This window comes from Sinorhizobium sp. FG01, from assembly GCF_002531875.1.
In the GTDB taxonomy this organism is placed as follows: Bacteria; Pseudomonadota; Alphaproteobacteria; order Rhizobiales; family Rhizobiaceae; genus Sinorhizobium; species Sinorhizobium fredii_C.
The window spans coordinates 68,502-91,507 of record NZ_NWTB01000017.1 but is presented as its reverse complement, the minus strand read 5'-3'; the positions used below and the strand labels follow the sequence as shown (position 1 = coordinate 91,507).

Genomic DNA, 23,006 nt, shown 5'->3' with positions numbered 1-23,006 from the left:
CCCTGCGACGCGGCTGGACCGCGTCGCAGGTCAGGAAGAGGGTCAATTGGTGAGCGCGAAGGTTTCGAGCTGGTCGGCGTTCTCGCTGTTGATCAGTACGCAGTCCATCAGCTGCTTTTCTTCCGCCGGCTTCTTGCCGGTGGTGATGAACTCATGCGCCTGCTGGACCGCCATCTGCGCCTGGGCGTAAGCCGGCTGCAGCACGGTCGCCTTGATGCCGCCGGACTTGATCGAGTCGCGCACGTCGTTGGAGCCGTCGAAGCCGACGACGATGACGTCCTTGCGGCCGGCGGCCTGCAGCGCGGCGATCGCGCCCATGGCCATCGTGTCGTTGCCGGAGATGACGCCCTTGATGTCGGGATTGGCCTGCAGGATGGTTTCCATCTTGCTGTAGGCCTCGGTCTGGCTCCAGTTTGCCGATTGCTGCGCCACCATCTTCAGCTCCGGATATTCGTCGATGACATCGTGGTAGCCCTTCGAGCGGATGCCGGCATTGAGATCGGATTCGCGGCCGAGCAGTTCGACATAGTTGCCGGATTCGCCCATCAGCCTGACGAATTCCTCGGCGCCGAGCTGGGCACCCTGATAGTTGTTGGAGACGATCTGCGAGACGGCAACGCCGGTGGCGTTGATTTCTCGGTCGATCAGGAAGGACGGCACTCCGGCATCCTTGGCCTTCTGTACGGCGGCTATCGAGGCTTCCGAGCCGGCATTGTCGAGGATGATCGCCTTGGCACCGCGGCCGATCGCCGTGTCGATCAGCTGCGATTGCTTGTTGGCGTCGTCGTCATGGACGAGCACGAGCGTCTCGTAGCCGAGCTCCTTTGCCTTTGTTTCGGCGCCGACCGCCTCGGCCTTGAAGAACGGGTTGTCATGCGACGGCGTGATGATCGCGATGAGGTCGGCCGCGTAGGCCGGAATGGCGGACCCTGCCGCCAGGAAGGCCGCAAAGGCGGCCACGGTCATTCTGCGTGTCAGTTTCATCGGTTCTTCCTCCCAGGTTGAAAACGGCCGGAGTTGCCCTCCGGTTTCTGCGGATCAGGTGATGCGACGGATGCTGTCGGCGATTTCCTGCGGCTCGAAGACGCGCTTCCAGTCATCGCGCATCAGCATCGGCTTGCCGAACTCGATCGCCTTGTTGCAGGCATCGGAGAACACGCCCTCGACCTCTTCGAAGATCACGGCGCCGAGCACGTTCATGTGGCCGAGCAAGAAGTCGCGCGCCGCCTCTTTCGGCACGCCGCGGGCGACGCATTCGTCCATCGCCTCGCGCATGACGACGAGCAGCGAGGCACAGACCGTTTCCGACAGGCCGGGCTCGAGCAGCGCCATCTGCTCGACGGTGACGCGATGCGAGCGCATCACCGGCGCCCAGATGATCCTGGCGATCTCCTCGCCCTTGGCGTAATCCGCCTCCGGTCCCTGCATCAGCGCCGAGACGATGTGCTGCTTGGCGGCAATGCCGCCGAAATGATCCTTGCGTGCCGCAAGCTCGGTCTCGTCGTTGAAGATCGGCGGATGGCAGGGGTGAGTGACAAAATAGGTGAGGTCATCGCGCCGCGGCAGATGACCGGCAAAGGGTGCGGCCGCGTCGAGGACGACGAGCATCGTACCTGGCTTCAGCCTGTCGGCGATGCCGGCCGCCACCTTGCCGATCGCCGTGTCCGGCACCGCAAGGATTATGACTTCCGCACCGTCGAGAGCAGTATCGAGAGAGACCGTCTCGAGCCCCAGCTCCCTTGCCAGCCGCGCTTTGCCGATCTCGCTCACCTCGACGTGACGCACGTCGAAGCGCGATCCCTTCAGGTTCTTGGCCAGTCGGCAGCCCATCTTGCCGCCGGCACCCAACAAGGCAATCGAAGTCATCTGTATCTCCCGCATCATGTTGCCGAAGGGATAACGCAGCTGGTATGATGAGTCAATGAGCATATCAGCGGAAATATTTACCTGCCCCTTGCAATTCTTGCCTAATCCTGCAGGACTCAAATGAATGTGATAACCAAATGATTTGACATCCGCCGCAAGAGAGGCGACAGACCGCCCATGAAAGAGGCCATCAGTCAGCGACAGCGCCTACGCGAGGAAACCGCGCCGCTTCGTCGGCGCATCCTCGACGAGCTGGCGCAGCTCCCCTGGGATGGTCTGCGCTACAGCCACACAATACCCGGGCTTTCGCTTTATCGGGTCGTCGAGCCAGCCGGGCCCTTCTCCGCCGTCTATGAGCCTAGCCTTTCGCTGATCATCCAGGGAAGCAAGCGCGTTCATGTCGGCAACCAGACCCTCCTTTACGACGAGTCCTGCTTTTTCCTGACGGCTCTGGGGCTTCCGGCGACCGGGCAGATCTGCGAGGCGAGCCTTGACGAGCCCTATGTTGCGGCGTCGCTCCGGCTCGACCTCGAGAAGCTTCGCCGGATCATCACCGATCACGACCTGCACCCGGTGGGGCCACCGGAACGCGACCTTGTCGGCGTCGCCGTCGGCGCCGCGACGCCGGAGCTGTTTGACGCCTTTCTGAGGCTGATTTCGCTTGCGAAGGCTGCGGTGGACATCCCATTCCTGTCCAATCACATCCATAACGAAATCCTCTACCGGCTGCTCACCGGCGAGCAAGGCGCGCGGCTCAGGCGCTTTGCCCTTGCCGGCACCAACAGCAACCGCGTCGCCCGGGCGATCGCCTGGCTCAAGGAGAACTACGCCCGACCGCTGCGCGTCGAAGATCTAGCGGAGGTCGCCAATATGGGCGTATCGACGCTGCACCACCATTTTCGCGCCATGACCGCCATGAGCCCGCTGCAGTTCCAGAAGCATCTGCGCCTGCACCATGCGCGGGAACTGATGCTGTCGCAATCGCTCGACGCGGCAACCGCCGCGCTCAGGGTTGGATATGAGAGCCCGACCCAGTTCAGCCGTGAATATCGGCGCGCCTTCGGCCACCCGCCGCTGCGCGATATCAAGGCAATCCTGAACTCCAACGACGCTGCCAGCCGAGATTCGATCGGCTAGCGCCGCAGAGGCGCAGACGGCCGATGATCACGATCTCGTCACCGCGACAGGAATAGGCAATAATCCGACAGGATCGAATCTACCGGGCGAAAGGCCGGTCTTCTAAGGTGCGGCCGCAGTCTGGCGAATGGCTGCGGCGCGCGGGCAGGCATATCTGCACCTATTTTGAGGCCCCCGCGCCTCAACGCGAGGAGAACACCATGGCAATTGTGACTATCAACGGCGTCGAGCACTCGGTCGACGCCGCGGCGGATATGCCGCTTCTTTGGGTGATCCGTGATCTGGTCGGGCTGACGGGCACGAAATTCGGCTGCGGCATGGCTCAATGCGGTGCTTGCACCGTCTATGTCGATGGTTCGCCGGTCCGCTCCTGTCAGACATTCATCGGCGACATCGAAGGGGCTAAGGTCACCACCATCGAGGGCCTGAAGGGCAAGGTCGCCGAAACGGTCCAGTCCGTCTGGGCCGATCTCGACGTTCCGCAATGCGGCTACTGTCAGTCCGGCCAGATCATGTCGGCAACGGACCTGTTGGCCAACAACCCGAAGCCAAGCGACGAAGACATCGACGCCGCCATGTCGGGCAATCTCTGTCGTTGTGCCACCTACCATCGAATCCGTGCCGGCATTCACGAAGCCGCAAAGCGCCTGGAGGCCTGAGACATGATCCCCAAACTGATGCAATCGATCACCCTCCCTGCCGGACGGGTCGAGGCGTCCCGGCGGCAGTTCCTCATCGGTGCATTCGCAGCCGGCACCGGCATCGCCGTCGGCTTTCATCTCCTGCGCGCAACCCCGGCGACAGCGGGCGAGACGCCATCGGCAGAAGGCGCGCATTCCTTTTCGCCCTACCTGACCATCGACGGCGACGGAAAGGTGACCGTCCTCTCCTCCCAGTTCGAAATGGGACAAGGCTCCTATAACGGCATCGCCACACTGGTGGCGGAAGAACTCGACGCCGACTGGTCGACCATCGACGTGAGGGGAGCTTCCGGCGATGTCAAGGCTTACGGCAATGTCGCCTTTGGTGGCACGATGCAGGGCACCGGAGGCTCGACCTCCATGGTAACCTCATGGGAGCGCTACCGTAAGGCCGGTGCCGCGGCCCGGGCGATGCTCGTCGCCGCCGCGGCGTCCGAGTGGGGCGTCGAGGCGGCGGAGATCACCGTCGAGAAGGGCGTTCTCTCCCATCCCTCCGGTAAGAGCGGCGGCTTCGGCACCTTCGCCGCCAAGGCGGCGACGCTGCCGGTTCCCACCGACGTCAAACTCAAGCAGCCGGGCGACTGGAAGTTGATCGGCAATTCCGAGTTGAAGCGTTTCGACAGCGCCCGCAAAGCGAACGGCACGGAGCAGTACACGATCGACGTCAAGCTTCCCGGGCTGCTGACCGCGGTGATGATCCATCCGCCGCTGTTCGGCGCCAAGGCGAAGTCCTTCGATGCGTCGGCCGCACGCGCCGTCAACGGCGTGGTCGATGTCGTCGAAACACCGCGTGGCGTCGCAGTGGTCGGCGAAAACATGTGGGCGGCGATCAAGGGGCGCGAGGCAGTCACCGTCGCCTGGGACGAGACGGCGGCGGAAAAGCGCGGTACCCAGCAGATTATGTCTGCCTACCGCGATCTGGCAAAGAAGGGCCCGGTAGCGCTCGCGCGCGAGGACGGCGACGCCGAAGCTGAATTCGCCAAGGCCGCCAAGGTCCTCGAGGCGAACTTCGAATTTCCCTACCTGGCGCATGCGGCGATGGAACCGCTGAACGCGGTCGCACGCATGAACGAAGACGGCACGCTGGAGATCTGGGGCGGGCATCAGTTCACCGATGTCTACCAGAAGCTCGCCGGCGACGCGGCCGGGATCGCTCCCGAGAAGGTACGCCTGCACGTCATGAAGACCGGCGGTAGCTTTGGCCGGCGGGCCGTATTCGACGGCGATGTCATCGTCGAAGCCGTGCACGTCGCCAAAGCCATCGGTTTCCGTGCGCCGGTCAAGATGCAGTGGACGCGTGAGGACGACATGCGGGCGGGCCGCTATCGGCCCGCCTATGTGCACAGCCTCAAGGCCGGTATCGACGACAGCGGGAAACTCGTGGCCTGGAACAATCACATCGTCGGTCAATCCATAGTGGCAAAGACGGCGTTCGAGGGCATGGTCAAAAACGGCGTCGACCCGACCTCCGTCGAGGGAGCAAGCAATCTTCCCTACGTCATTCCCAACCAGACGGTCGGCCTGACGAGCACGGAGGTTGGCGTTCCGGTTCTATGGTGGCGCTCCGTCGGCTCGACGCACACGGCGTTCGCGGCCGAAACCTTCCTCGACGAAGTTGCCGAGGCGGCGGGACGCGATCCCGTAGAATTCCGTCTGTCGATGCTTGAGCCCGACTCGCGTCACGCAACTGTGCTCAAGCTGGCGGCGGAAAAGGCCGAGTGGGAGAAGCCCTTGCCTCAGGGCCGCTTTCGGGGCGTCGCGCTTGCCGAAAGCTTCGGCTCGGTGGTCGCTCAGATCGCGGAGGTCTCGACCGACGGCAATGGCCAGATCAAGGTCGAACGCGTGGTCGCCGCCGTCGACTGCGGTCTGGCGGTCAACCCGGACCAGGTCCGCGCCCAGGTGGAGGGCGGCATCGGCTTCGGCCTTGGCGCCATATTGGGCGAGGAAGTCACGCTGACGGACGGCCAGGTCGATCAGGGCAACTTCGATATGTATACGCCGCTGAGGATCGATGCGATGCCGAAGGTCGAGGTCCACATCGTCGCCTCCGCCAACCCGCCGTCGGGCATCGGCGAGCCTGGCGTGCCGCCGATCGGCCCTGCCGTCGCCAATGCCGCCTATAAGGCGCTCGGCAAACGGCTGCGCGTCATGCCGTTCTCGAAATCGCTGAACGCGTGAACTTGGTTGCCCGGTCGGCTCTGGCCGGCCGGGCAAGAGGCAATCGCATCCCGCCGGACGTACGGCGCTGCAGCTAGTTCACCGCGACGACCTTGCCGGCCGAATCGAGCCGGCACCGGATTCGCGCCTGGCGGACCTGGATGCTGTTCTCACCCGCATAGTCTATGCTGACAACGAGCGGGGCCGTGAGCGCCCCGCTGCGATGCCGGAGCAGGGAACCGGCGCTTGCCGCACGCACACGCACGCCGCCGAGGGGCGAGGCAGCCGACGCTATTGCCTTTTGGCAGGCTCGAACGACGCTTTTGGGGGTCCCCGGAACCGCTGCGATCGTCAACGGCAGGCGTATGGGATAACCCCATTCGCCGCGCTCATGGGCGGACTTCTTCTTCAGCGGCCAAAGGATGCGTGGCAGAACGATGGATGTTCGCGCGTTCTTTGTCGGCGCAATGGAGATGATCCTGCCACCACCGCTGCTGGCCCCTGCGGTCAAGCCTCCGCTGGACGTCCGGGTCCCGGATCCGGGACCAGACGCAGACCCGGAACCGGGACCCGCGGCCGAACCGCCTGAAACCGCGCCGGAAGCGGGAGCTGTTCCCGCACCGCTCGACGAGCCGGCATTCGAGCCGGCACCCACCGACAGACCGCCACTTTTGTTGCCGAGATTGCCGCCAACCCCAAGGCTGGCGCCTCCGCTTCTGTTGAGCGAGGTTCCGGCCTTTGCTCCACCTACCCCTTTGACGCCGGCGCCGACCCCTGCCGAGACGCCGTTCTTATCGACCCCCACCTCGGCGCCGACGCCGACCGGGCCGACTGTTGCGTTAAGGCCTAAGGCATGAGCAGGGCCGATCGCGATTGCGATCAGGACTGTGGCAGCTAGGTACTTGCGCATAATCCGGTTCCTCATTTTGGGGCGGGTAGCCCTTGAATAGCTCGCCACCTCTTCTATCAGCGGCCACGGACCTGCGGCCGCGTGGGGAGCAGTTCCTCGGGAAGCGCAAGCGTCACCGATTGAACCGATCGCGTTGGCTTGCCGAGTTCCACCTTGCGGACTTCCACCGAGCCACCGCGCTTGCGCGCGACGGGCTTGACACGTGGATTGGCGCGATCGCCGGCGCCTGCCTTCCGTATCTGTTCCACGCTTGCCGCGGGGCGTTGAGCTTCCCGCTTCGGAAGCTCGACCTCGCTACGCTCCACCGCCGCCAAGCTCAGCGCCAATTGCTTCCTTGCCGCGTCGCGTTCCTGGCGCGCGGTTTCGAGATCGCGCGCCAGCGATCTCGCCTTCTCGCGCTCCAGGCCAAGCGCCTCGCCAGCCCGGCTTGCCGTAGCCTCGGCGACCCTTCCGGCTTGTCCGGCTTGCAATGCGGCCTCTTTTGCGGCCTGCAGCTCGGCACGAGCTTGCAATGTGGATTGGCGAAGAAGGGCGAGTTCCCGTTCCTGGGCGGCAAGCTTGCGCCCCTTCTCGTCGAGGACCCGACTGGCATCGCTCAGCGCTGCCTCCGCGGCATCGCGCGCCCTGAGCGCTGCAGCCTTCGACCGGATCGCGCCGGCTGTCTTGGTCTGCAGACGCTCAACCTCGCGCTGCGCCATCGCCCGGTCGCGGGCAAGCCCCTCGGCACTCCGGCGCTCGTTCTCGAGAGCTCGTTCCTGGTCGGCCGCCATCGCGGCAGCCTTGCGCGCCTGTGCGCCTGCCTCGTCGGCGGCACGCCGCATCGCGTCGAGGTCGCCTCTCGCCGCCGCCAAATCGCGACGGAGACTGTCCTCGCGCTGACGACCTGCGAGCAGCGCGCCCCTTTTGATCGCGTCGATCTCCTTGTGCGCCGCGAGAAGCTTCTCCTCCAGGGCCGCGCGTTCGCGCGCGGCCACTTCAGCGGCCTGCTTTGCGGCTTGCAGCTCGGCACGCGCCTGCAAGGCCGATTGGCGTAGGAGGGCGAGTTCCCGTTCCTGGGCGGCAAGCTTGCGCCGCTCGTCGTCGAGGACCCCCCGGGCATTGGTCAGCGATGTCTCCGCGGCATCGCGCGCCCTCAGCGCGGCAGCCTTTGATCGGATTTCTCCGGCCGTCTTGATCTGCAGACGCTCGATCTCCCGCTGCGCCAGCTCCCGCTCGCGCGCGAGCCCTTCGCCCCTCCGGCGCTGGTTCTCAAGAGCTCGTTCCTGAGCGGCCGCCATGGCGGCAGCCTCGCGCGCCTGCGTTCCGGCGTCGTCGGCGGCATGCCGCATTGCGTCAAGGCCGCCTCTCAGCGCCGCCAGCTCGTGGCGGAGACTGGCCTCGCGCTGACGCCCGGCCAGCAGCGCACCGCTCTTGATCGCGTCGATTTCCTTGCGCGCCGCGAGAAGCTTTGCCTTCAGGGCGGCGCGTTCGGCGCGTTCGCGCGCCGCCACTTCCCGAGCCTCGTTGGCGTCTGCCACCGCGGCTTCCCAATCTCGCGCCGCCTTCGCCTGTTGCTGCAGTTGAATCTTCAATGCCCCGACATCGGCCCGGGCGGCGTGGAGTTCCTGTGCCAGGGTGGCAGCCCGTCGACGCTCTGTAACGAGGCGGCGATAGTGCCGCATGGCGGCGTCACGCGCAGCCTGACGTGCCGCGCGCGCTTCTCTGCGAGCCTCTTGGAGATCCATGCGAAGAGCCGCCAGTTCACCAAGCACCGTTTCACCCCTGGACCGTTCCGGTTGTTGCGATTGCGCCGACTGAGCTGCGCGTTGCCACCCTGCAGGCGGAACCGCCGCGACATTGGTCGTCGCCAGCGATGGCGGCATCTCGGGCGCCGACATCCGTCGCTGGACCTTCGTGACCGGACGCTGATCGCTGCCGCTTCGGACCTGCAGGCGATCGGTTATCAGCTTGGCCAGTTCATTCTCGGAGAGACCTGCCGCGGGCAGGCGTCCGATGCCCGGAAGTTCGAGCGTTCCGCCTGTCCCGATCGTGAACGTGTCGTTCAGCAACGTACCCTCGGCTACCCCGCCAAGCAAGGCATGCCATCCGGAAACGCTGATCTCGACCGTGTCTTGCGGAGCAAGCCTGGCGTCGGGCGCCGTCTCGCCTTTTGCGGGAACTCCAAGGAGCAGGAAGAGGCAGAACGGAACTATTCGGAGTGTGGCCCTAAGTGATGCCCGGCGGGGTACAGCGCTCTCGCACGGCGCCTGCGACCTGTTTACGCGATCCATGACTGACCCTTCCGGACATGCGCGCCTGGCAAGCCAGTCATGGCGCACAGCGCTTATGATCTGCAAACATAACGTTCAGGGTAACAAAGCTGTTTCGCGGCGGTGAGGTTGAAATTGGGTTAGCGGCATCCGCCAATATCCTTAGCCCGTGCTCACAACCTGACCGGGCTACTCCGTTTGGATTTACAGGGCTTCCACCTTCGCCGTGAGAGTGAAGCGGTCAGAGCAAGGGGACCCGGGCAGGCGTGCCCGATCAGGACGAAGACGGTCGGTTTCGCTCGCGCCAGGAAGCCGGGCTGAGGCAGGTCACGCGTCGGAATTCCCGGTTGAAGTTCGACTTCGTCTGGAACCCGGACTCGAGCATCGCGGCGGTGACTGACATGTCGGTCTCCCGCAGCATCCGGCAGGCTTCGGCAATCCGGAAATCGTTGATGTATTGGGAGACGTTCTTCTGCGCCAGGCGATTGACTGCTCCGGATATCTGCCGGGCCGGCACGCCAGCGCGCCGCGCCAGCCGCGACAAGGTCAGGTTTTCGTCCCGAGACAATCGCTGCTCGGTAAGCAAATGATCGACCCGATCCAGGACCTCGCGATCCTTAGCCGCCAGCGATGCGGTATTATCACTTTTTGCCGGCAATGCGGGGAGCGGCCGCGCACGCGCTGCGACATCTGCGGTAAAGCCGAGGAAAAGCAGTTCGAGAAGACTTGCGTTGCTGACGATCAGAGCGGCATTGGCGCCTTTTGCCCACTGGAAGTCGAGGAAGATCGCGAGGTCGAACAGGGCCGAAACACAGAGCGCCGCGGCGGCGACCAGGAGGGCGCGATGTGCCTGTTGGGCGCCGTCGAGACGCGCTTCGTCCAAGGCGTCGGGGCCTGTGCGGCCGAGGTTCAGCAGCGCCAGAGCGTAGCCGACGAATAGGACGATCAACGCACCGTCGACCAGAGCCGGCGCAAGCAACATCAGCGCAATCATCCCAAGTGGCGGCGCGGCGTGAAGCCAACGGGCACCCCTTGCCCCGGCCTCCTCCCCGTGGATCAGGCAGCGGAAGCTCGCCAGCACCAGCGGCGGCAGGCAACTCGCCAGCAAGGGCAGCACGTAGCGTAGAGCCGTGATGTCATAACCCCACCGCAGGCCGACGATGATCGATTGCACGGAGCACAGGCAGAGCAGCACCAGGAACGGCCGAAGGCCTTTGTGCGGCTCGTTGCGCAGCATCGCCACAAGAAGGATCAGGAGCAGCAGGGCGACGACGAATGGCAGCGGGAGGAAAATCAAGTTCTGTCCTTCGAGGATGGCTATCGACGGTCGAATGTTGACCCAGATCGCGATTGGGGACGACCTGAATCATGATCGAGGAAGCGGAGAAGCCGGGCACGCGCAATCATTCGCAGGTCCCTTAAACCTAGCGAGATTTCCCATGATTTTTTCCCGCATCCTGGCAGCCCTTTTCTTCTGCGCGCTTTTTGCCGTACCCTGCCATGCAATCGAAACCGGCGTGCGCGAATTAAGCCTTGCCTCTCCCGAGGGCGGGCGTCGTCTTCAGGTCACCGTCTGGTATCCCGCCGAACCTGGCGGCAAAGCCGTTCTGGTGGGCGACAACCAGGTCTTCAAGGGCGCGCCGGCGCTGTCGGAAGCGCCGCTCCTCGAGGGCCGCTACCCGCTGGTCGTGATGTCGCACGGTTCCGGCGGCCGCATCCAGGGCATGAGCTGGCTCGCCGCGGAACTGGCCAGGGCCGGATTTGTCGTCGCCGGTCCCAATCATCCCGGTACGACCAGCGGCAACTCAACCCCCGCCGACACGCCGAAGCTGTGGGAGCGCACGCATGATTTATCCTTTGTGATCGACGGCTGACGACCGATCCGCTCTGGAGCGGCGCCATAGACAAGGGCCGCATCGGCGTTATCGGCTTCTCGCTCGGAGGCGCGGCCGCCATGGAGATCGCCGGTGCCCGGGCAAACCTCGAAGCCTATGCGCGTTACTGCGATACCTACCAGACGTGGGATTGCGCCTGGTATGCAGGCGGTCAAGGCTACGTCGACGACAAAGCGATCACGGTCGACAAGGTCGACCTGCGCAAGATCGACCGGGCGCGCTTCGAACGATCGAACCTCGACCGGCGCATCAAGTCCGCCGTCCTGATCGACCCGGGCCTCGCGCAGGCCTATGACGCACAAAGCCTGAAGGAGATCGCCATCCCGATGAATTTCATCAATCTCGGCAGCGCCGGAACCATTCCCGCAGCGGTGATCGCCTCCGGGCTGGCGGCGCTGTCTCCGCATGGCTCCTACGCCACGGTCGCGCAGGCCGACCATTTCAGTTTCCTGCCCGAGTGCAAGGAGGGTGGGGCCGAGCTCTTGAAGTCGTTTGGAGAGGTCGAACCAATATGTGACGACGGCAGCGGACGGTCCCGGGCGGATATTCATTCCGAGTTGATCATTCTCGTACGGGAAGCGTTGCTGCGGACCCTCAAAGAGCGTTCGTGAGGTCAGAGCCGCCGGTCATCGAAGCGATGGACGGCGGCTCCTGCTACTGGGCTGCGGGCGGCGAAGATGCTGCCGGCGGGGCTCTCCTTGGCGGTATCGGTCGGGCGCAAGGAGGTGACGAAGAGCGTCCGCCGATCCGGGCCGGCAAAGCAGGGCATGGTGGGCGCGGGCACAGGAAACAGATGCGCCTTGATCAGCCGGCCTTCCGGGGAAAAGCAATTGATGACGCCGGCCGAGACGCCGGCGCTCCAGTAGTTGCCGTCGGCATCGGTCGCCGCGCCGTCCGGCCGTCCGCGTCCCTCGTCGAGATCCGCCAGCCGCTTCCGGCCGGAGAGTTCGCCGGTCGCCGGATCGAACCGCCAGCGGTCGATCCAGGGCCCGCGCGAATCGGAGTGGAACAGGACGGTGCCATCAGCGCTCCAGGCAAGCCCGTTCGAGCAGATGATATTTTCTACCTTGCACTCGACGGCGCCTGCGGGCGTCACGCGATAAAGCGAGGCGATCGGCCGCCGGTCGACAGCGACCTCGTGCATGGTGCCGACCCAGAAGGCGCCGTCCGGCCCCACCTTGCCGTCGTTCAGGCGCGTATGTGGCCTCTCTGGCTCGATCTCTGCAATTTTGCGGACGATCGCGCCGCTTCCCGGATCGAACAGCACGACCCGGTCGCGCTGCGCCAGGACGAGACGGCCGGACCGTGCGAGCCCGAGGCTGCAGGCGCCGCCTTCCAAAGACCACTCGATGTGATCGGCCCCGGAAAGATCGGCTCGGTGAAGGGTGCCGTGACCGACGTCGACGAAGAACAGGCAGTTCCGGCGCTCGTCATAGACGGGGCTCTCGGCCACGGCGCAACGCAGGTCCAGCACGCATTCAAATGTTAAGTCGAAAGACATGTTCGCACCACGCTCTGACGCCCGGCATTTTTCGGAACGCCGTGCGAACCGACTATCTAGAGGAATTCATGAGATCTATCTCTCCTGCTTTTCTTTAACATTGCTCTTGCCCCGCCTCAACTTGTAAATTAAAAATACAGGAAACCGGCCAGGGAGATTTCCATGAAAACGACGCCCGTCACTGTCGCCGACCTCGGCGCTTCCGTCCTCTCGGTGCCGCCTCTGGCGCGTGACGCGCAGGGCGTGCCGAGCAAGGCGGAAAATCGCCGGCAGGTGGACTGGCTGCGCTCGGGCGGCGTGACGACTTATCTCTATGGCGGCAACGCCAATCTCTACAATTTCGGCGTCATGGATTTCGGCCGGCTGCTCGACATGCTCGAGGAGATCGCGCCGGCCGACGGCTGGGTGATCCCGTCGATCGGCGCCGATTTCGGCAAGGCGGCCGACCAGGCGGCCATCCTGCGAGACCGCGCCTTTCCGACGGCCATGGTCCTGCCGCTCTCCTTTCCGGCAACGCCGACAGGGCTGGCCTCCGGCTTCGCAAAGCTTGCCGACATCGGCGGCCGGCCGCTGATCGCCTATATCAAGAATGACGGCTTCATGCAGGCTTCCGACGTCGCCCGCCTGTTTCGCGACGGCGCCATCACTGCTTTGAAATATGCGGTCGTGCGTCCGGAGCCGAAGAACGACCCTTATCTCGCCGAGATCCTCGACGCCGTAGGCTCCGGCGAGCGCATCGTCAGCGGCATCGGCGAGCGGCCGGCGATCGACCACATGGAAATGGGCCTGGCGGCCTTCACATCCGGCTCGGTCTGCGTCGCCCCGCATCTGTCGACAGCGATCCTGAAGGCGGGCCGCGAGGGTCGGTTCGCCGAGGCAAGGGCCCTTCGCGAAAGTTTCCTACCGCTCGAGGATCTCCGCGACGCCCACTCGCCGATCCGCGTTCTGCACGAGGCGGTGCGGCTCGCCGGCATCTGCGAAGCGGGACCGATCGGCGACTTCCTCACCAATCTCGACGGCGCCGAACGGCTCGAGGCGATCGGCAAGGCAGCGCGCGAGCTGAGAGCCAGGAGCGAGGCGGCGGCCGCGCCACGGCTGTCGGCGAGCGCCTGACGAACAATCGGCAATGGCCCTTGCCCCACCCCCCTCTGGCCTGCCGTACATCTTCCCCATAAGGGGGGAGATCGACTCGTGGCAAGGCCACCGCTTCAACAGAACGGCTTCGGCCATGCAGCGCCTCTTTATGGGTGCATCGGTCGTGCCCCACGCGCGCTCCCCCCTTGCGGGGGAAATGGCCGGCAGGCCAGAGGGGGTCAGACCGTCCGCGACGGACAACGCGGAACTTCGACTACAGGTCGCCGTAGGAGCCGGTGACGCGGGCGCGCGATTCGGTCAGGTGATAGCGCATGTGGAGGCGCGCGAGGTCGGCGTTCTGGCTGGAGATCGCCAGGAAGATCTTGCGGTGCTCCTCGAGCACCCGGCGCCGCCTATCGTCCGAGCCTTGCCGCGTGAGGCCGAGCGCCATGCGCATCGAGCCGCTCATGATGTCGCGCAGGTCCTGCAGCAGCCGCGGGAAAAGCTCGTTTCCCGCGGCTGCGGCGACGGTGAGGTGAAAGGCGAAATCCTCCTCCCAGCCCGTCTCGCCACGCTGGAAGGCCATTTCGAGCGCTTGAAGCGCCTCGCCGATCTGGTTGAGCTGCGCCTTGGTGCGCCGCATCGCGGCCAGCCCGGCGCATTCGGTCTCGAGCGCCAGGCGCGGCTCGAATGCCCTCAGATAGCTGGCGATCTCCGCCGAGGCGGCAAAGTCGGTCAGCTTGTTGGAAGGCCGCGACTTGACGAAAGTGCCTATCCCCTGACGCGACACCACCAGCCCGTCCGCCTGCAGCCGCATCAGCGCCTCGCGGACGACTGGCCGGGAGACCTGGAAGTCGCTGCAGATGCGCGCCTCGGAGGGCAGCTTCGCGCCCTCGACCAGTTGGCCGCTGGTGATCTGCTCGAGGATCTGGCCGTAAAGCACGTCGGCGAGGCGTTCGCGCCGCGCCGGTTTCAGTTTCAACGATACGTCGTTCAATAGCTTGGTCTCGCCTGTCATCTTTCTGAACAGGTCTAATTTAGCCGAGCCGATGGGGAATGCAAAGGAGGCCGCCGATGACCAAACGCAAGCACCCGGAAGATCTTAGGAGCTTCCGCTGGTTTGGCGCCAAGGACCTGCGATCCTTCGGGCACCGCTCGCGGCTCTACCAGATGGGCTATGACCAGCAGGAAATCGCCGCCAAGCCTGTTATCGCGATTATCAACACCTGGAGCGACATCAACCCCTGCCACGCGCATCTGCGCGCCCGCGCCGACGAGGTCAGGCGCGGCGTCTGGCAGGCCGGCGGCTTCCCGGTCGAGCTGCCGGCCATGTCGCTCGCCGAGACCTATGTGAAGCCGACGACGATGCTCTACCGCAACTTCCTCGCCATGGAAGTGGAGGAGCTCATCCGTTCGCATCCGGTCGACGGCGTCGTCCTGCTCGCCGGCTGCGACAAGACCACGCCGGCGACGATCATGGGGGCGATCCAGGTCGACCTGCCGACGATCTTCGTGCCGGCCGGGCCGATGCTGCGCGGCAATTATCGCGGCCAGGCGCTCGGATCCGGCTCGGATGTCTGGAAATACTGGGCCGAGAAGGAGGCCGGCCAGATCACCGAGCTGCAATGGAACGAGATGGAGCGCGGCATCGCCCGTTCCTACGGCACCTGCATGACGATGGGCACCGCCTCGACGATGACGGCGCTCGCCGATACGCTCGGCCTCTGTCTTCCCGGCGCCTCCGCCATTCCCGCCTCGGATGCCGGCCATTCGCGTATGGCGGCGCTTTCCGGGGCCCGCATCGTCGAGATGGTCTTCGAGGATCTGAAGCCCTCCGACATCCTGACCGCCAACGCCTTCGAGAATGCGCTGGCGGTGCATATGGCGATGGCCGGCTCGACCAACGCGATGATCCATCTGATCGCCATGGCGCGGCGGTGCGGCGTCCAGCTGAGCTTGGAAGATTTCGACCGCATGTCGGAAAAGGTGCCGGTGCTCTGCAACATCCGCCCGACCGGCGCATTCCTGATGGAGGATTTCTATTACGCGGGGGGTTTGCTGGCGCTCTGGAAACGGCTGGAGCCGCTGCTCAACCTCAAAGAACGCAACGTCGTCGGCACGCTTGGCAGCGCGATCGAGCGTGCCGAGGTTCACCTGCCCGAGGTGATCCGGCCGCTCGACAACCCGGTCGCCGGCCGCGGCGGCACGGCGATCCTCAAGGGCAATCTCGCGCCCGACGGCTGCGTGATGAAACCGGCCGCCGCCGACCCCGCGCTGCTCAAGCATCGCGGCCCGGCGCTCGTTTTCGATGATTACGACACCATGATGCGGGCGGTGAACGACGAGGATCTCGACGTCACCGCCGAGTCGGTGATGATCCTGCGCAATGCCGGCCCGGTCGGCGGGCCGGGCATGCCCGAATGGGGCATGCTGCCGATCCCGAAGAAACTCTTGAAACAGGGCGTGCGCGACATGGTGAGGATTTCCGATGCGCGGATGAGCGGCACCAGCTATGGCGCCTGCATCCTGCATGTGGCGCCGGAATCCTATGTCGGCGGGCCGCTGGCGGCGGTCCGCAACGGCGACATGATCGCCCTCGACGTCGCCGGGCGGACGCTGACCCTCGAGGTCGAGGCGGCCGAGATCGAACGCCGGCTTTCGGAATGGCGGCCGCCGGAGCGCGACTATTCGCGCGGCTATCTGAAGATGCATGCCGAACACATCCAGCAGGCGCCGGAGGGCTGCGACTTCACCTTCCTGCAGTCGCCCCACAAGCTGCCCGAGCCGGAGATTCATTGAGGCAATACCGATGATCAAACGACTTCTGGTGACGGGCGCCGGCGGCCGCCTCGGGCATCTTCTGCGCGAGCCGCTGAAAGGATCGGCGGAGATCCTGCGCCTCTCCGACATCGTTGACATCTCTCCTTCCCGTCCGGGCGAGGAAGTGGTGCGATGCGACCTCGCCGATCGTGCGGCGGTCGATACACTGGCGCGCGACTGCGACATGATCCTGCATCTCGGAGCGATCTCGGGCGAAGCGAGCTTCGACGCGCTGATTCAGGCGAATTTCCTCGGCACCTACAATCTCTACGAGGCGGCTCGCAAGGCCGGCGTCCGGCGCATCCTCTTCGCGAGCACCAACCATGTGATCGGCTTCCACCCGGTCGGCGAAGGGCTCGACGACAGGTCGGAGCGACGGCCGGACAGCCTCTACGGCGTCAGCAAGTGTTTCGGCGAGGACCTTTCGCGGCTCTATTACGACAAGTTCGGCCTCGAAACGGCCTGCCTCCGGATCGGCAGTTGCTTCGAAGCACCGAAGGACCGCCGCACGCTCTCCACCTGGCTCAGCCCGCGCGATTTCCTTTCGCTCGTCCGAAAGCTCATCGGGGCCCCCGTGATCGGCCATCTGGTGCTCTACGGCGTCTCGGCAAACCGCGACGCCTGGTGGTCGAACGCCCATGCCGATTTCCTCGGCTGGGAGCCGCAGGACACGAGCGAGCCCTATCGCGAGAAGATCGAGCGGCGCGAAGGCCAGTCCGCCGGTGGCAGCCACTACCAGGGCGGCCGGCTCGCGACCAAGGGGATAGTCGGTAAGCGGTGAAACACGTTTGACACTGGGGCCTAAGTACCGGTTTGGTCGTCGTCGACAGAGTCAGTACACCAGCGTGGCCAAGATCAATCCCGCATAGGTAAGTTGGTGCATCAATTGATCCGCACCATGCATAGCCCAGTAGGCGCGGGTCGAAGCGTCAGCGCTACTGCGCAGTGACAAGAACGCCTTCGCGTAATCGATGAGGTAATGAACGATGAATTCGGCAAGGACGAGAACGACAACCCGTCCCAAGTCGGCGCCGACCAGAAGCAGCGCCGGAACGGTTCCGAGCGCATGGGTCCCCGCATGGACATAGCCGCCGATCATCCGCAAATCGCCTTTGCCACGCAGAACCCAGTCCGGCTGCAGCACGTAATCAGCAACGAAATGCTTGAGCTGTAAGCAAGCAATCATCATCGCCGTGATAAGTGCCATTTCCATTGTCTCCTCCCTGAAACGCGACATCCGGCGGGTCTATCGTGTACACGGCCACTGGTTCGGCCTTGCCGCGGACCGTAGCTAGGCCGAGAGACGTCGTGTGCGCAAATGCATCGGACGCCTGCACCGTCGCGTCGCTGAGGACGATCTCGACGCCATGCTCCTTGGCAACGCCCACGAGCCTGCTCGCCAGATTGACCGTGTCGCCGATGGCGGTGTAGCTCAGCCGCTCAGCCGAGCCGATATTGCCGATCAGCGCCGTCCCGCTGTTGATGCCGATGCGCACGCGGACCTCGCCATGCCCGACCGAGACGGGCGGCTCTGTGTGCATCGCATCCCGGATTGCCGTTGCGGCGCGGCAGGCCCGAGCGGCGTGATCCGCCTGCCTTCCGGGTGCATTCCAGATGGCCATAACGGCATCGCCGATGAACTTGTCGACCGTACCGCCCTCCGCATGGATGGCGGCGACCGCGGTCGTCAGGAAGCGCGTCAGGTGCGGCTCGACGGCCGGTCCGAGCCTCTCGGTCAGTTCCGTGAACCCGGGCAGGTCGGCGAACATCACCGTAATGTCGCAAAGCTCACCGCCCGGCTTCGGCTCGATGCTACCTTCGACGAGCGGCCGCACGACGTCGAGCGGCATGTAGCGAGCAAAGGCCGAAAGCCCGATCGACATACGCTTCAAGGCGTCGGAGAAGTCGTTGAGCTCGGCCAGAAAGGTCGGGTGATGCCGGACGCTCTCAAACGAGAAGTGCTCGACCGCACGCAACTGTACCGCCAGCCGCGCGAGCGGCCGAGCAAAGAGCAAATTGGCGAAGACGACGGCCGTGGTTGCCGCGAGACCCGCAATTGACAACACTGCGATCGGAATGCGCCGGATATTCTCGTCGATGCCGCTTGCGAAGGTCGACCGAGGCGTGGCGGTGATGAGCCGCCATCGCTCAAACGGAAGGCGCGACGACGACACAAAGACGGGTCCGAGTGCGGCGCTTTGCGTGACGGCACGAAACGCAGCTCCTCCGTTGAGAGCCACCGCCTCTGCCGCGGCCGCCGTGACGGCATCAGACTTCGGGAAATCGGAAAAGTGCGCCGCCATCACACCGTCGGAAGGCTGCGAGTTGGCCAGTACGCGGCCATGCTCATCGAGAACGAAGGCCTTGCTGCCGACTGGCATGTTGACCGCCTTGAGCGCTTGCGACAGGCGTCTGAGACTAACCGCCACCATCACCACGCCGGCAAACTTCCCGAACATGTCGACGCGCGTCGAGAGGACGATGGATGGCTCGAACCCGTTCGGCAGAACATTGGTGACCGTCCAGACAGGGTCACCTCCGTCCCTTCCCAGACGATACCAGGGCGCGCCTAGCGCCACATACGCGCTTTCCGCCTTGATGCGCTGCTCGAAAAAGATGTCTCCGGGGATCGGCCGATAGCGGTCACGCCTGAGTTGACGCAATTCTCCCGGCTCGGCGACGCCGATTTCGACCATTTCGATCCGCCCGTCGGCAGTCGCATGCGAACCGAAGAAGCGCCCATCCGGAAAGCCGAAGCCAATCCAGGTGATCGCCGACTGTTCGCGTAACAGGGAAAGGAACAGGAACTCGCGTTTCACCTCGTCGCCGGCGCTGATGGCACCCTGGAAAAAGATGGATCGGACGATCTCAGCCGTGCTCGAAACGAGGGCGAGCGTCGAGGTGAGATCATTGCGGACGGACCCGGCCGTCTGCGTATCGAGACTGGCTACGACCTCGTCGATGTTCTCGCTGGCGGCACGCTGCCAGATAAGATGGATGAGCGCGGCAGTCGACAGGACCGCGAGCAAGAGCAGAAGCACGACGACTTGGGCGAGCTTCGGGCGATACATCGCTAGCCCTCGTTTCTGCCGGTGATCAAACGGGCGGCCCGATCGTTGCGGACATAAGCATGGGCCCAGTCGAGAAAGACCACGAGGCGATTACGGAAGCCGACGAGGAACCAGAGGTGGGCGAAGTTCCAGACGAGCCATGCGGCATAGCCGGAGAGCCTGGCATTGCCGAAATCCGCAACTGCTGCCTTGCGGCCGATGGTCGCGAGATTGCCGTAGTCACGGTAACGGAATGGCGTCGACTGCCGTCCCGCCACGTCGTCGAGAATGGCGCGCGCCGCGTAGCGACCCATCTGCTTGGCCGCCGGTGCCACGCCCGGTACAGGGCACCCGTCCACACCAGCGACTGAAGCAGTGTCACCGATGACGAATATTTCGCCGTGCCCCGGCGGATTGAGGCGCCCGTCGACCAGGACCCGTCCGGCACGGTCGGCCGGCGCGGCGATCCACTTGGCGGCGCGCGAAGCCATGACGCCTGCGGCCCAGAGAATGCAGGCGGAGCCGATTTCAGTTCCGTCCGCCAGCCGCACGCCGCTGTCGTCGCAGTCGGCGACGGCATTGCCGAGCAGGACCTCGACGCCAAGCCTTTCGAGTTGTCTCTGGGCTTTCCTCGAAAGGCAGGGCGGCATCGCTGGCAGTATCCGCTCACCCGCCTCGACGAGCACGACCCGGGCGGAGGACGAATCGATGCGCCGAAAATCACGAACGATCGTCCTTCGCGAGAGCTCGGCGATGGCGCCGGCCAGTTCGACACCGGTCGGCCCGCCGCCGACGACAACAAAGGTCAACAGCGTCTGACGCAAGCGGGGGTCATCGGTCACCTCCGCCCGTTCGAAGGCGGAGAGGATGCGCGCCCGGATCGCCGTCGCATCCGTGATCGTCTTCAGGCCCGGGGCGTGGTCCGCCCAAGTATGGTTGCCGAAATAAGTGTGGCGGGCGCCGGTCGCGACGATCAGGTAGTCATAGGGGATGCGCCGGCTACCGGTCACGACGCATCGCGCGCCGGTATCGACCGCCTCGATCTTGTCCATCAGAACCGTGGCATTCGACTGCCGTGAAAGAATGCGGCGGATGGGCATGGCAATCTGCGCCGGCGAGAGTCCCGCGGTCGCCACCTGATAAAGGAGAGGCTGGAACAGGTGATAGTTTCGCCGGTCGATGACGGTGACTTCGACCGGCGCGCGGCGAAGCGTCAACGCTGCATTCAGGCCGCCGAAGCCCGCACCGAGAATGACCACGCGCGGCCGGTACATTGTCGGCTCCACGCCGGCCGCGATCTTGCCCGGCGCGGAGCCGCTCTGAACAGGCGTCACCGACATCGCTCAGCCTCCGGCACGGATGCGTCGGGCGACCAGATGATCGACGGAAATGACGCCGGCGCCGCGCGATAGGATGAGCAGGAGCAAGCTCGTCCACATCAGATGCTCGACCCAATGATCCGGGTAGACGAAGATCTGGATGGTGGCGACGACGCCGAGCAGCATCAGCGACGCGAGCCGCGCGAGCAGTCCCAGGGCGAGCATCGCCGCGCCACTGAGTTCCGCCGCTGTTGCCATAAGGGCGGCCAATCCGGGATCGAGCAGCGGCACGCGATATTCGAAGGCGAATAGCTGGAGCGTTATCGGCCAGGATGCAAGCTTCGTCTGAGCGGATTGCCAGAAAATCTCTGCGATCGCCGCGCGGGATGCGAGTTGCACGATCGATAGCGGCAGGGCGGTCGCCAACGCCACGACTGTGTCGTGAAGCCTGTATATCGTTTTGGAAATACTGACGGGTGTTGCGCGCATTGTGGTCATGACACTCTCTCCTGTTGGTTGGAAGACCGCTTCATGCGATGGATGCCGATGACGAGTTCGCTGACGAAAAGGCCCGTCAGCGCGCGGGCAATATCGAACTCAGGCGAATGGCGGCAGGCGCGAGCGACCGCAGCCTCGATTCCGCTGCCCCGCATCAACATGTGCCAGAACGCAAACTCCGCGGCGTCGAGGCGCAGGAAGCGAACGGTGTCGGCACGTCTCCACAGCGCAATGCGTTCCGGCTCCCGTTCGAGATGGGCGAGTTTGTCGGGATTGCCTCCCTGCTGGTGCGCCGCCCATATGCTGAGGGCGGGCCAGCGGCAGAGAACAAGTCGCAGCGAAGGTTGTAGGAAAAGCGCGAAGGACCCGCTCGAAAGCCCTTCGTAGAGCTCGATGAGTGTGCTTGGCCGCTCCAACGGAGCGTCGAGCGCTTCGGCGATCTTCCACTCCAAACGCGCCACCTCGGAAACGAACGGCATATCGGCGGTTCCCTCGAAGCGCGCGAGGAATGGCGCAAATCCTGCGCCGTAACGCGAAAGGCGCGGCTCTTGTGGCGGGCTGTTCCGGATGAAGCAGCCGGCTAGGTAAGTGAAGTAGCGCTCGTCGAGCAGCCGCACCGTCACGGGAAACACGGCCTTCAACGTCGTCGTGAGCGAGACCAACGTATTGTTGCGGTAGATATTGAGCCGCCTTGCGGGATCGAAACGACCCCGCTCGAGGAGCGGCAGGATATCGGCGGGACCGGTCGTCAGAACCGCACGCGCGACGACGCTCTGCAAGGCTTCAATGGAGGACATGGCCGTCCCTCCTGCAATGGTCCGTTGGGCACTTGCCGCAAGCGGCTCTAACTGCTGCTATGGCAGCGAGCGCCGGGAAACGGATGCCACTGGCGTTGTCGCGGCGGGGTAGCGTCATTGTCTCGAAACGGCTGTCCGGCACGGCGACCGGCAGCTCCTCCGGGCGCTCGCCGAAAGCGATACTGCGGGCGAGCATGTCTGCCCACATGGCTTCGCCCAATAGGACCTCGAGCGGCGGCACATCCGTGTCCCATTCGATCAGTGTCGGTCGCGGGCCGATCCTGCGGAGAGCGTGGGCATAGAGCGACCAGACGGCCGGCGGCACGCGCGACCCATGGTCGTCGATGAGAATGACGTCGCCGTCGACCTCGTTGACGGCGTGGCCGGCAAGGTGAATTTCACCGATCGCTTCGGCAGGCAGGGCGTCGATAAACTCCAATGCATCGAAATCGAGGTTGCTTGCGGAGACATGCACGTTGTTGACGTCCAGCAGCAAGCCGCAACCCGTCCGGTTGACGAGCTCGCTCAGGAACTCGGCCTCGGTCATGCTCGATTCTGCAAAGGCCAGGTAGGCCGAAAGGTTTTCGATGAACACCTGACGCTTGAGCGTGTCCTGCAGCCGGCCGATGTTCCCGGAAACGATGGCGAGCGCCTCGTCATCGTAACGGAGCGGCAGGAGGTCGTTGAGGTAGGCGCCGTCGGCGACGCTCCAAGCAAGGTGCTCCGAGACGATCGCCGGCTGGAAGCGCTCACAGACGAGACGCAGCCGCTCCAGATGAGCTCGGTCGAGACCCGAGGCGCTGCCGAGCGACAGTCCGACGCCGTGCACCGAAAGCGGATAAACCTCGCGCAGCTTCTCGAGCGCATCCACGGCCGCTGATTGGCCCATGTAGTTTTCGGCATGGACTTCCAGCCAACCCGCAGCAGGCCTGCGGGAAAGCACCTCGGCAATGTGTATCGAACGGAGGCCGATGCCCGCAGCGCACGGCACCGGGTGGGTTGGAAACGTCTTGGGCATCGGTCTACTCCCTT

General features: G+C 64.6%; 21 protein-coding genes. 8 read left to right on the top strand and 13 right to left on the bottom strand.

Annotated features, from left to right (window positions below; genetic code table 11):
• Nucleotides 1-42 precede the first annotated feature (42 nt).
• A complete protein-coding gene (locus CO656_RS24435; protein ID WP_097527450.1) occupies nucleotides 43-984 on the bottom strand; it encodes a D-ribose ABC transporter substrate-binding protein in 942 nt (313 codons plus the stop codon).
• Nucleotides 985-1,038: 54 nt separating this feature from the next.
• On the bottom strand, nucleotides 1,039-1,866 hold the full coding sequence (locus CO656_RS24430) for a phosphogluconate dehydrogenase C-terminal domain-containing protein (RefSeq protein ID WP_097527468.1): 828 nt from the start codon (nucleotides 1,864-1,866) through the stop codon (nucleotides 1,039-1,041).
• A gap of 177 nt (nucleotides 1,867-2,043) precedes the next feature.
• Here CO656_RS24430 and CO656_RS24425 point away from each other — a divergent pair, with 177 nt between their 5' ends.
• The 3 genes from CO656_RS24425 to CO656_RS24415 all read left to right on the top strand — a co-directional run bounded on the left by CO656_RS24425 (nucleotide 2,044) and on the right by CO656_RS24415 (nucleotide 5,882).
• Nucleotides 2,044-3,003, top strand: a complete 960-nt coding sequence (locus CO656_RS24425; RefSeq protein WP_097527449.1) for an AraC family transcriptional regulator — start codon at nucleotides 2,044-2,046, stop codon at nucleotides 3,001-3,003.
• 200 nt (nucleotides 3,004-3,203) lie between these two features.
• Nucleotides 3,204-3,662: a (2Fe-2S)-binding protein gene (locus CO656_RS24420; RefSeq protein ID WP_097527448.1), complete on the top strand. Its 459-nt coding sequence runs from the start codon at nucleotides 3,204-3,206 to the stop codon at nucleotides 3,660-3,662.
• A gap of 3 nt (nucleotides 3,663-3,665) precedes the next feature.
• Complete coding sequence (locus tag CO656_RS24415) at nucleotides 3,666-5,882, top strand: xanthine dehydrogenase family protein molybdopterin-binding subunit (protein ID WP_097527447.1); 2,217 nt, start codon at nucleotides 3,666-3,668, stop codon at nucleotides 5,880-5,882.
• A gap of 73 nt (nucleotides 5,883-5,955) precedes the next feature.
• On the opposite strand, the gene CO656_RS30365 is transcribed toward CO656_RS24415, so the two are convergent.
• The 3 genes from CO656_RS30365 to CO656_RS24400 all read right to left on the bottom strand — a co-directional run bounded on the left by CO656_RS30365 (nucleotide 5,956) and on the right by CO656_RS24400 (nucleotide 10,317).
• Complete coding sequence (locus tag CO656_RS30365; protein WP_097527446.1) at nucleotides 5,956-6,771, bottom strand: helicase; 816 nt, start codon at nucleotides 6,769-6,771, stop codon at nucleotides 5,956-5,958.
• A 56-nt stretch (nucleotides 6,772-6,827) separates the two neighbouring features.
• The gene (locus tag CO656_RS24405) at nucleotides 6,828-8,942 is read right to left on the bottom strand and encodes a polysaccharide biosynthesis/export family protein (protein WP_234819595.1); all 2,115 of its coding nucleotides are present in this window, start codon (nucleotides 8,940-8,942) and stop codon (nucleotides 6,828-6,830) included.
• A 352-nt stretch (nucleotides 8,943-9,294) separates the two neighbouring features.
• Complete coding sequence (locus CO656_RS24400) at nucleotides 9,295-10,317, bottom strand: AraC family transcriptional regulator (RefSeq protein WP_037415937.1); 1,023 nt, start codon at nucleotides 10,315-10,317, stop codon at nucleotides 9,295-9,297.
• Nucleotides 10,318-10,351: 34 nt separating this feature from the next.
• On the opposite strand from CO656_RS24400, the gene CO656_RS31010 reads away from it, so the two are divergent.
• On the top strand, nucleotides 10,352-10,894 hold the full coding sequence (locus CO656_RS31010) for a hypothetical protein (RefSeq protein ID WP_234819590.1): 543 nt from the start codon (nucleotides 10,352-10,354) through the stop codon (nucleotides 10,892-10,894).
• An 80-nt stretch (nucleotides 10,895-10,974) separates the two neighbouring features.
• Entirely contained in the window at nucleotides 10,975-11,526 is a 552-nt protein-coding gene (locus tag CO656_RS31005) for a hypothetical protein (RefSeq protein WP_234819589.1), read from the top strand.
• Between the two features lie 2 nt (nucleotides 11,527-11,528).
• Here the strand turns inward: CO656_RS31005 and CO656_RS24390 are convergent, their stop codons facing one another.
• Nucleotides 11,529-12,416 carry an SMP-30/gluconolactonase/LRE family protein gene (locus tag CO656_RS24390; RefSeq protein ID WP_097527444.1) on the bottom strand — a complete coding sequence of 296 codons (888 nt, stop codon included), beginning with the start codon at nucleotides 12,414-12,416 and terminating at the stop codon, nucleotides 11,529-11,531.
• A 162-nt stretch (nucleotides 12,417-12,578) separates the two neighbouring features.
• On the opposite strand from CO656_RS24390, the gene CO656_RS24385 reads away from it, so the two are divergent.
• Nucleotides 12,579-13,529 carry a dihydrodipicolinate synthase family protein gene (locus CO656_RS24385; RefSeq protein WP_097527443.1) on the top strand — a complete coding sequence of 317 codons (951 nt, stop codon included), beginning with the start codon at nucleotides 12,579-12,581 and terminating at the stop codon, nucleotides 13,527-13,529.
• Nucleotides 13,530-13,764: 235 nt separating this feature from the next.
• Here CO656_RS24385 and CO656_RS24380 read toward each other — a convergent pair whose 3' ends face one another.
• Nucleotides 13,765-14,487: a FadR/GntR family transcriptional regulator gene (locus CO656_RS24380; RefSeq protein WP_037416018.1), complete on the bottom strand. Its 723-nt coding sequence runs from the start codon at nucleotides 14,485-14,487 to the stop codon at nucleotides 13,765-13,767.
• Between the two features lie 77 nt (nucleotides 14,488-14,564).
• Here CO656_RS24380 and araD point away from each other — a divergent pair, with 77 nt between their 5' ends.
• Both araD and CO656_RS24370 read left to right on the top strand, forming a co-directional pair.
• Nucleotides 14,565-16,289, top strand: a complete 1,725-nt coding sequence (gene araD / locus CO656_RS24375) for an L-arabinonate dehydratase (RefSeq protein ID WP_097527442.1) — start codon at nucleotides 14,565-14,567, stop codon at nucleotides 16,287-16,289.
• Nucleotides 16,290-16,299: 10 nt separating this feature from the next.
• A complete protein-coding gene (locus CO656_RS24370) occupies nucleotides 16,300-17,091 on the top strand; it encodes an NAD(P)-dependent oxidoreductase (RefSeq protein WP_179864835.1) in 792 nt (263 codons plus the stop codon).
• A 51-nt stretch (nucleotides 17,092-17,142) separates the two neighbouring features.
• Here the strand turns inward: CO656_RS24370 and CO656_RS24365 are convergent, their stop codons facing one another.
• The 6 genes from CO656_RS24365 to CO656_RS24340 are packed head-to-tail and all read right to left on the bottom strand — an operon-like array spanning nucleotide 17,143 to nucleotide 22,992.
• On the bottom strand, nucleotides 17,143-17,523 hold the full coding sequence (locus tag CO656_RS24365) for a DUF3307 domain-containing protein (RefSeq protein WP_097527440.1): 381 nt from the start codon (nucleotides 17,521-17,523) through the stop codon (nucleotides 17,143-17,145).
• Entirely contained in the window at nucleotides 17,459-19,381 is a 1,923-nt protein-coding gene (locus CO656_RS24360; RefSeq protein WP_097527439.1) for an adenylate/guanylate cyclase domain-containing protein, read from the bottom strand. The genes CO656_RS24365 and CO656_RS24360 overlap by 65 nt, the downstream gene beginning before the upstream one ends.
• Before the next feature lie 2 nt (nucleotides 19,382-19,383).
• Complete coding sequence (locus CO656_RS24355; protein WP_097527438.1) at nucleotides 19,384-20,700, bottom strand: NAD(P)/FAD-dependent oxidoreductase; 1,317 nt, start codon at nucleotides 20,698-20,700, stop codon at nucleotides 19,384-19,386.
• 3 nt (nucleotides 20,701-20,703) lie between these two features.
• Nucleotides 20,704-21,177, bottom strand: a complete 474-nt coding sequence (locus CO656_RS24350; protein WP_037415906.1) for a DoxX family membrane protein — start codon at nucleotides 21,175-21,177, stop codon at nucleotides 20,704-20,706.
• Entirely contained in the window at nucleotides 21,174-21,974 is an 801-nt protein-coding gene (locus tag CO656_RS24345) for a putative DNA-binding domain-containing protein (protein ID WP_097527437.1), read from the bottom strand. Before CO656_RS24345 ends, CO656_RS24350 begins: the two co-directional genes overlap by 4 nt.
• On the bottom strand, nucleotides 21,961-22,992 hold the full coding sequence (locus CO656_RS24340) for a DUF692 domain-containing protein (RefSeq protein ID WP_037415899.1): 1,032 nt from the start codon (nucleotides 22,990-22,992) through the stop codon (nucleotides 21,961-21,963). Before CO656_RS24340 ends, CO656_RS24345 begins: the two co-directional genes overlap by 14 nt.
• Between the last annotated feature and the right edge of the window lie 14 nt (nucleotides 22,993-23,006).

Coding starts and splice junctions, on each gene's coding strand:
- CO656_RS24435 (WP_097527450.1), bottom strand. CDS start 984: ATGAAACTGACACGCAGAATGACCGTGGCCGCCTTTGCGGCCTTCCTG.
- CO656_RS24430 (WP_097527468.1), bottom strand. CDS start 1,866: ATGACTTCGATTGCCTTGTTGGGTGCCGGCGGCAAGATGGGCTGCCGA.
- CO656_RS24425 (WP_097527449.1), top strand. CDS start 2,044: ATGAAAGAGGCCATCAGTCAGCGACAGCGCCTACGCGAGGAAACCGCG.
- CO656_RS24420 (WP_097527448.1), top strand. CDS start 3,204: ATGGCAATTGTGACTATCAACGGCGTCGAGCACTCGGTCGACGCCGCG.
- CO656_RS24415 (WP_097527447.1), top strand. CDS start 3,666: ATGATCCCCAAACTGATGCAATCGATCACCCTCCCTGCCGGACGGGTC.
- CO656_RS30365 (WP_097527446.1), bottom strand. CDS start 6,771: ATGCGCAAGTACCTAGCTGCCACAGTCCTGATCGCAATCGCGATCGGC.
- CO656_RS31010 (WP_234819590.1), top strand. CDS start 10,352: ATGTTGACCCAGATCGCGATTGGGGACGACCTGAATCATGATCGAGGA.
- CO656_RS31005 (WP_234819589.1), top strand. CDS start 10,975: ATGGAGATCGCCGGTGCCCGGGCAAACCTCGAAGCCTATGCGCGTTAC.
- CO656_RS24390 (WP_097527444.1), bottom strand. CDS start 12,416: ATGTCTTTCGACTTAACATTTGAATGCGTGCTGGACCTGCGTTGCGCC.
- CO656_RS24385 (WP_097527443.1), top strand. CDS start 12,579: ATGAAAACGACGCCCGTCACTGTCGCCGACCTCGGCGCTTCCGTCCTC.
- araD (WP_097527442.1), top strand. CDS start 14,565: ATGACCAAACGCAAGCACCCGGAAGATCTTAGGAGCTTCCGCTGGTTT.
- CO656_RS24370 (WP_179864835.1), top strand. CDS start 16,300: ATGATCAAACGACTTCTGGTGACGGGCGCCGGCGGCCGCCTCGGGCAT.
- CO656_RS24365 (WP_097527440.1), bottom strand. CDS start 17,523: ATGGAAATGGCACTTATCACGGCGATGATGATTGCTTGCTTACAGCTC.
- CO656_RS24360 (WP_097527439.1), bottom strand. CDS start 19,381: ATGTATCGCCCGAAGCTCGCCCAAGTCGTCGTGCTTCTGCTCTTGCTC.
- CO656_RS24355 (WP_097527438.1), bottom strand. CDS start 20,700: ATGTCGGTGACGCCTGTTCAGAGCGGCTCCGCGCCGGGCAAGATCGCG.
- CO656_RS24350 (WP_037415906.1), bottom strand. CDS start 21,177: ATGACCACAATGCGCGCAACACCCGTCAGTATTTCCAAAACGATATAC.
- CO656_RS24345 (WP_097527437.1), bottom strand. CDS start 21,974: ATGTCCTCCATTGAAGCCTTGCAGAGCGTCGTCGCGCGTGCGGTTCTG.
- CO656_RS24340 (WP_037415899.1), bottom strand. CDS start 22,992: ATGCCCAAGACGTTTCCAACCCACCCGGTGCCGTGCGCTGCGGGCATC.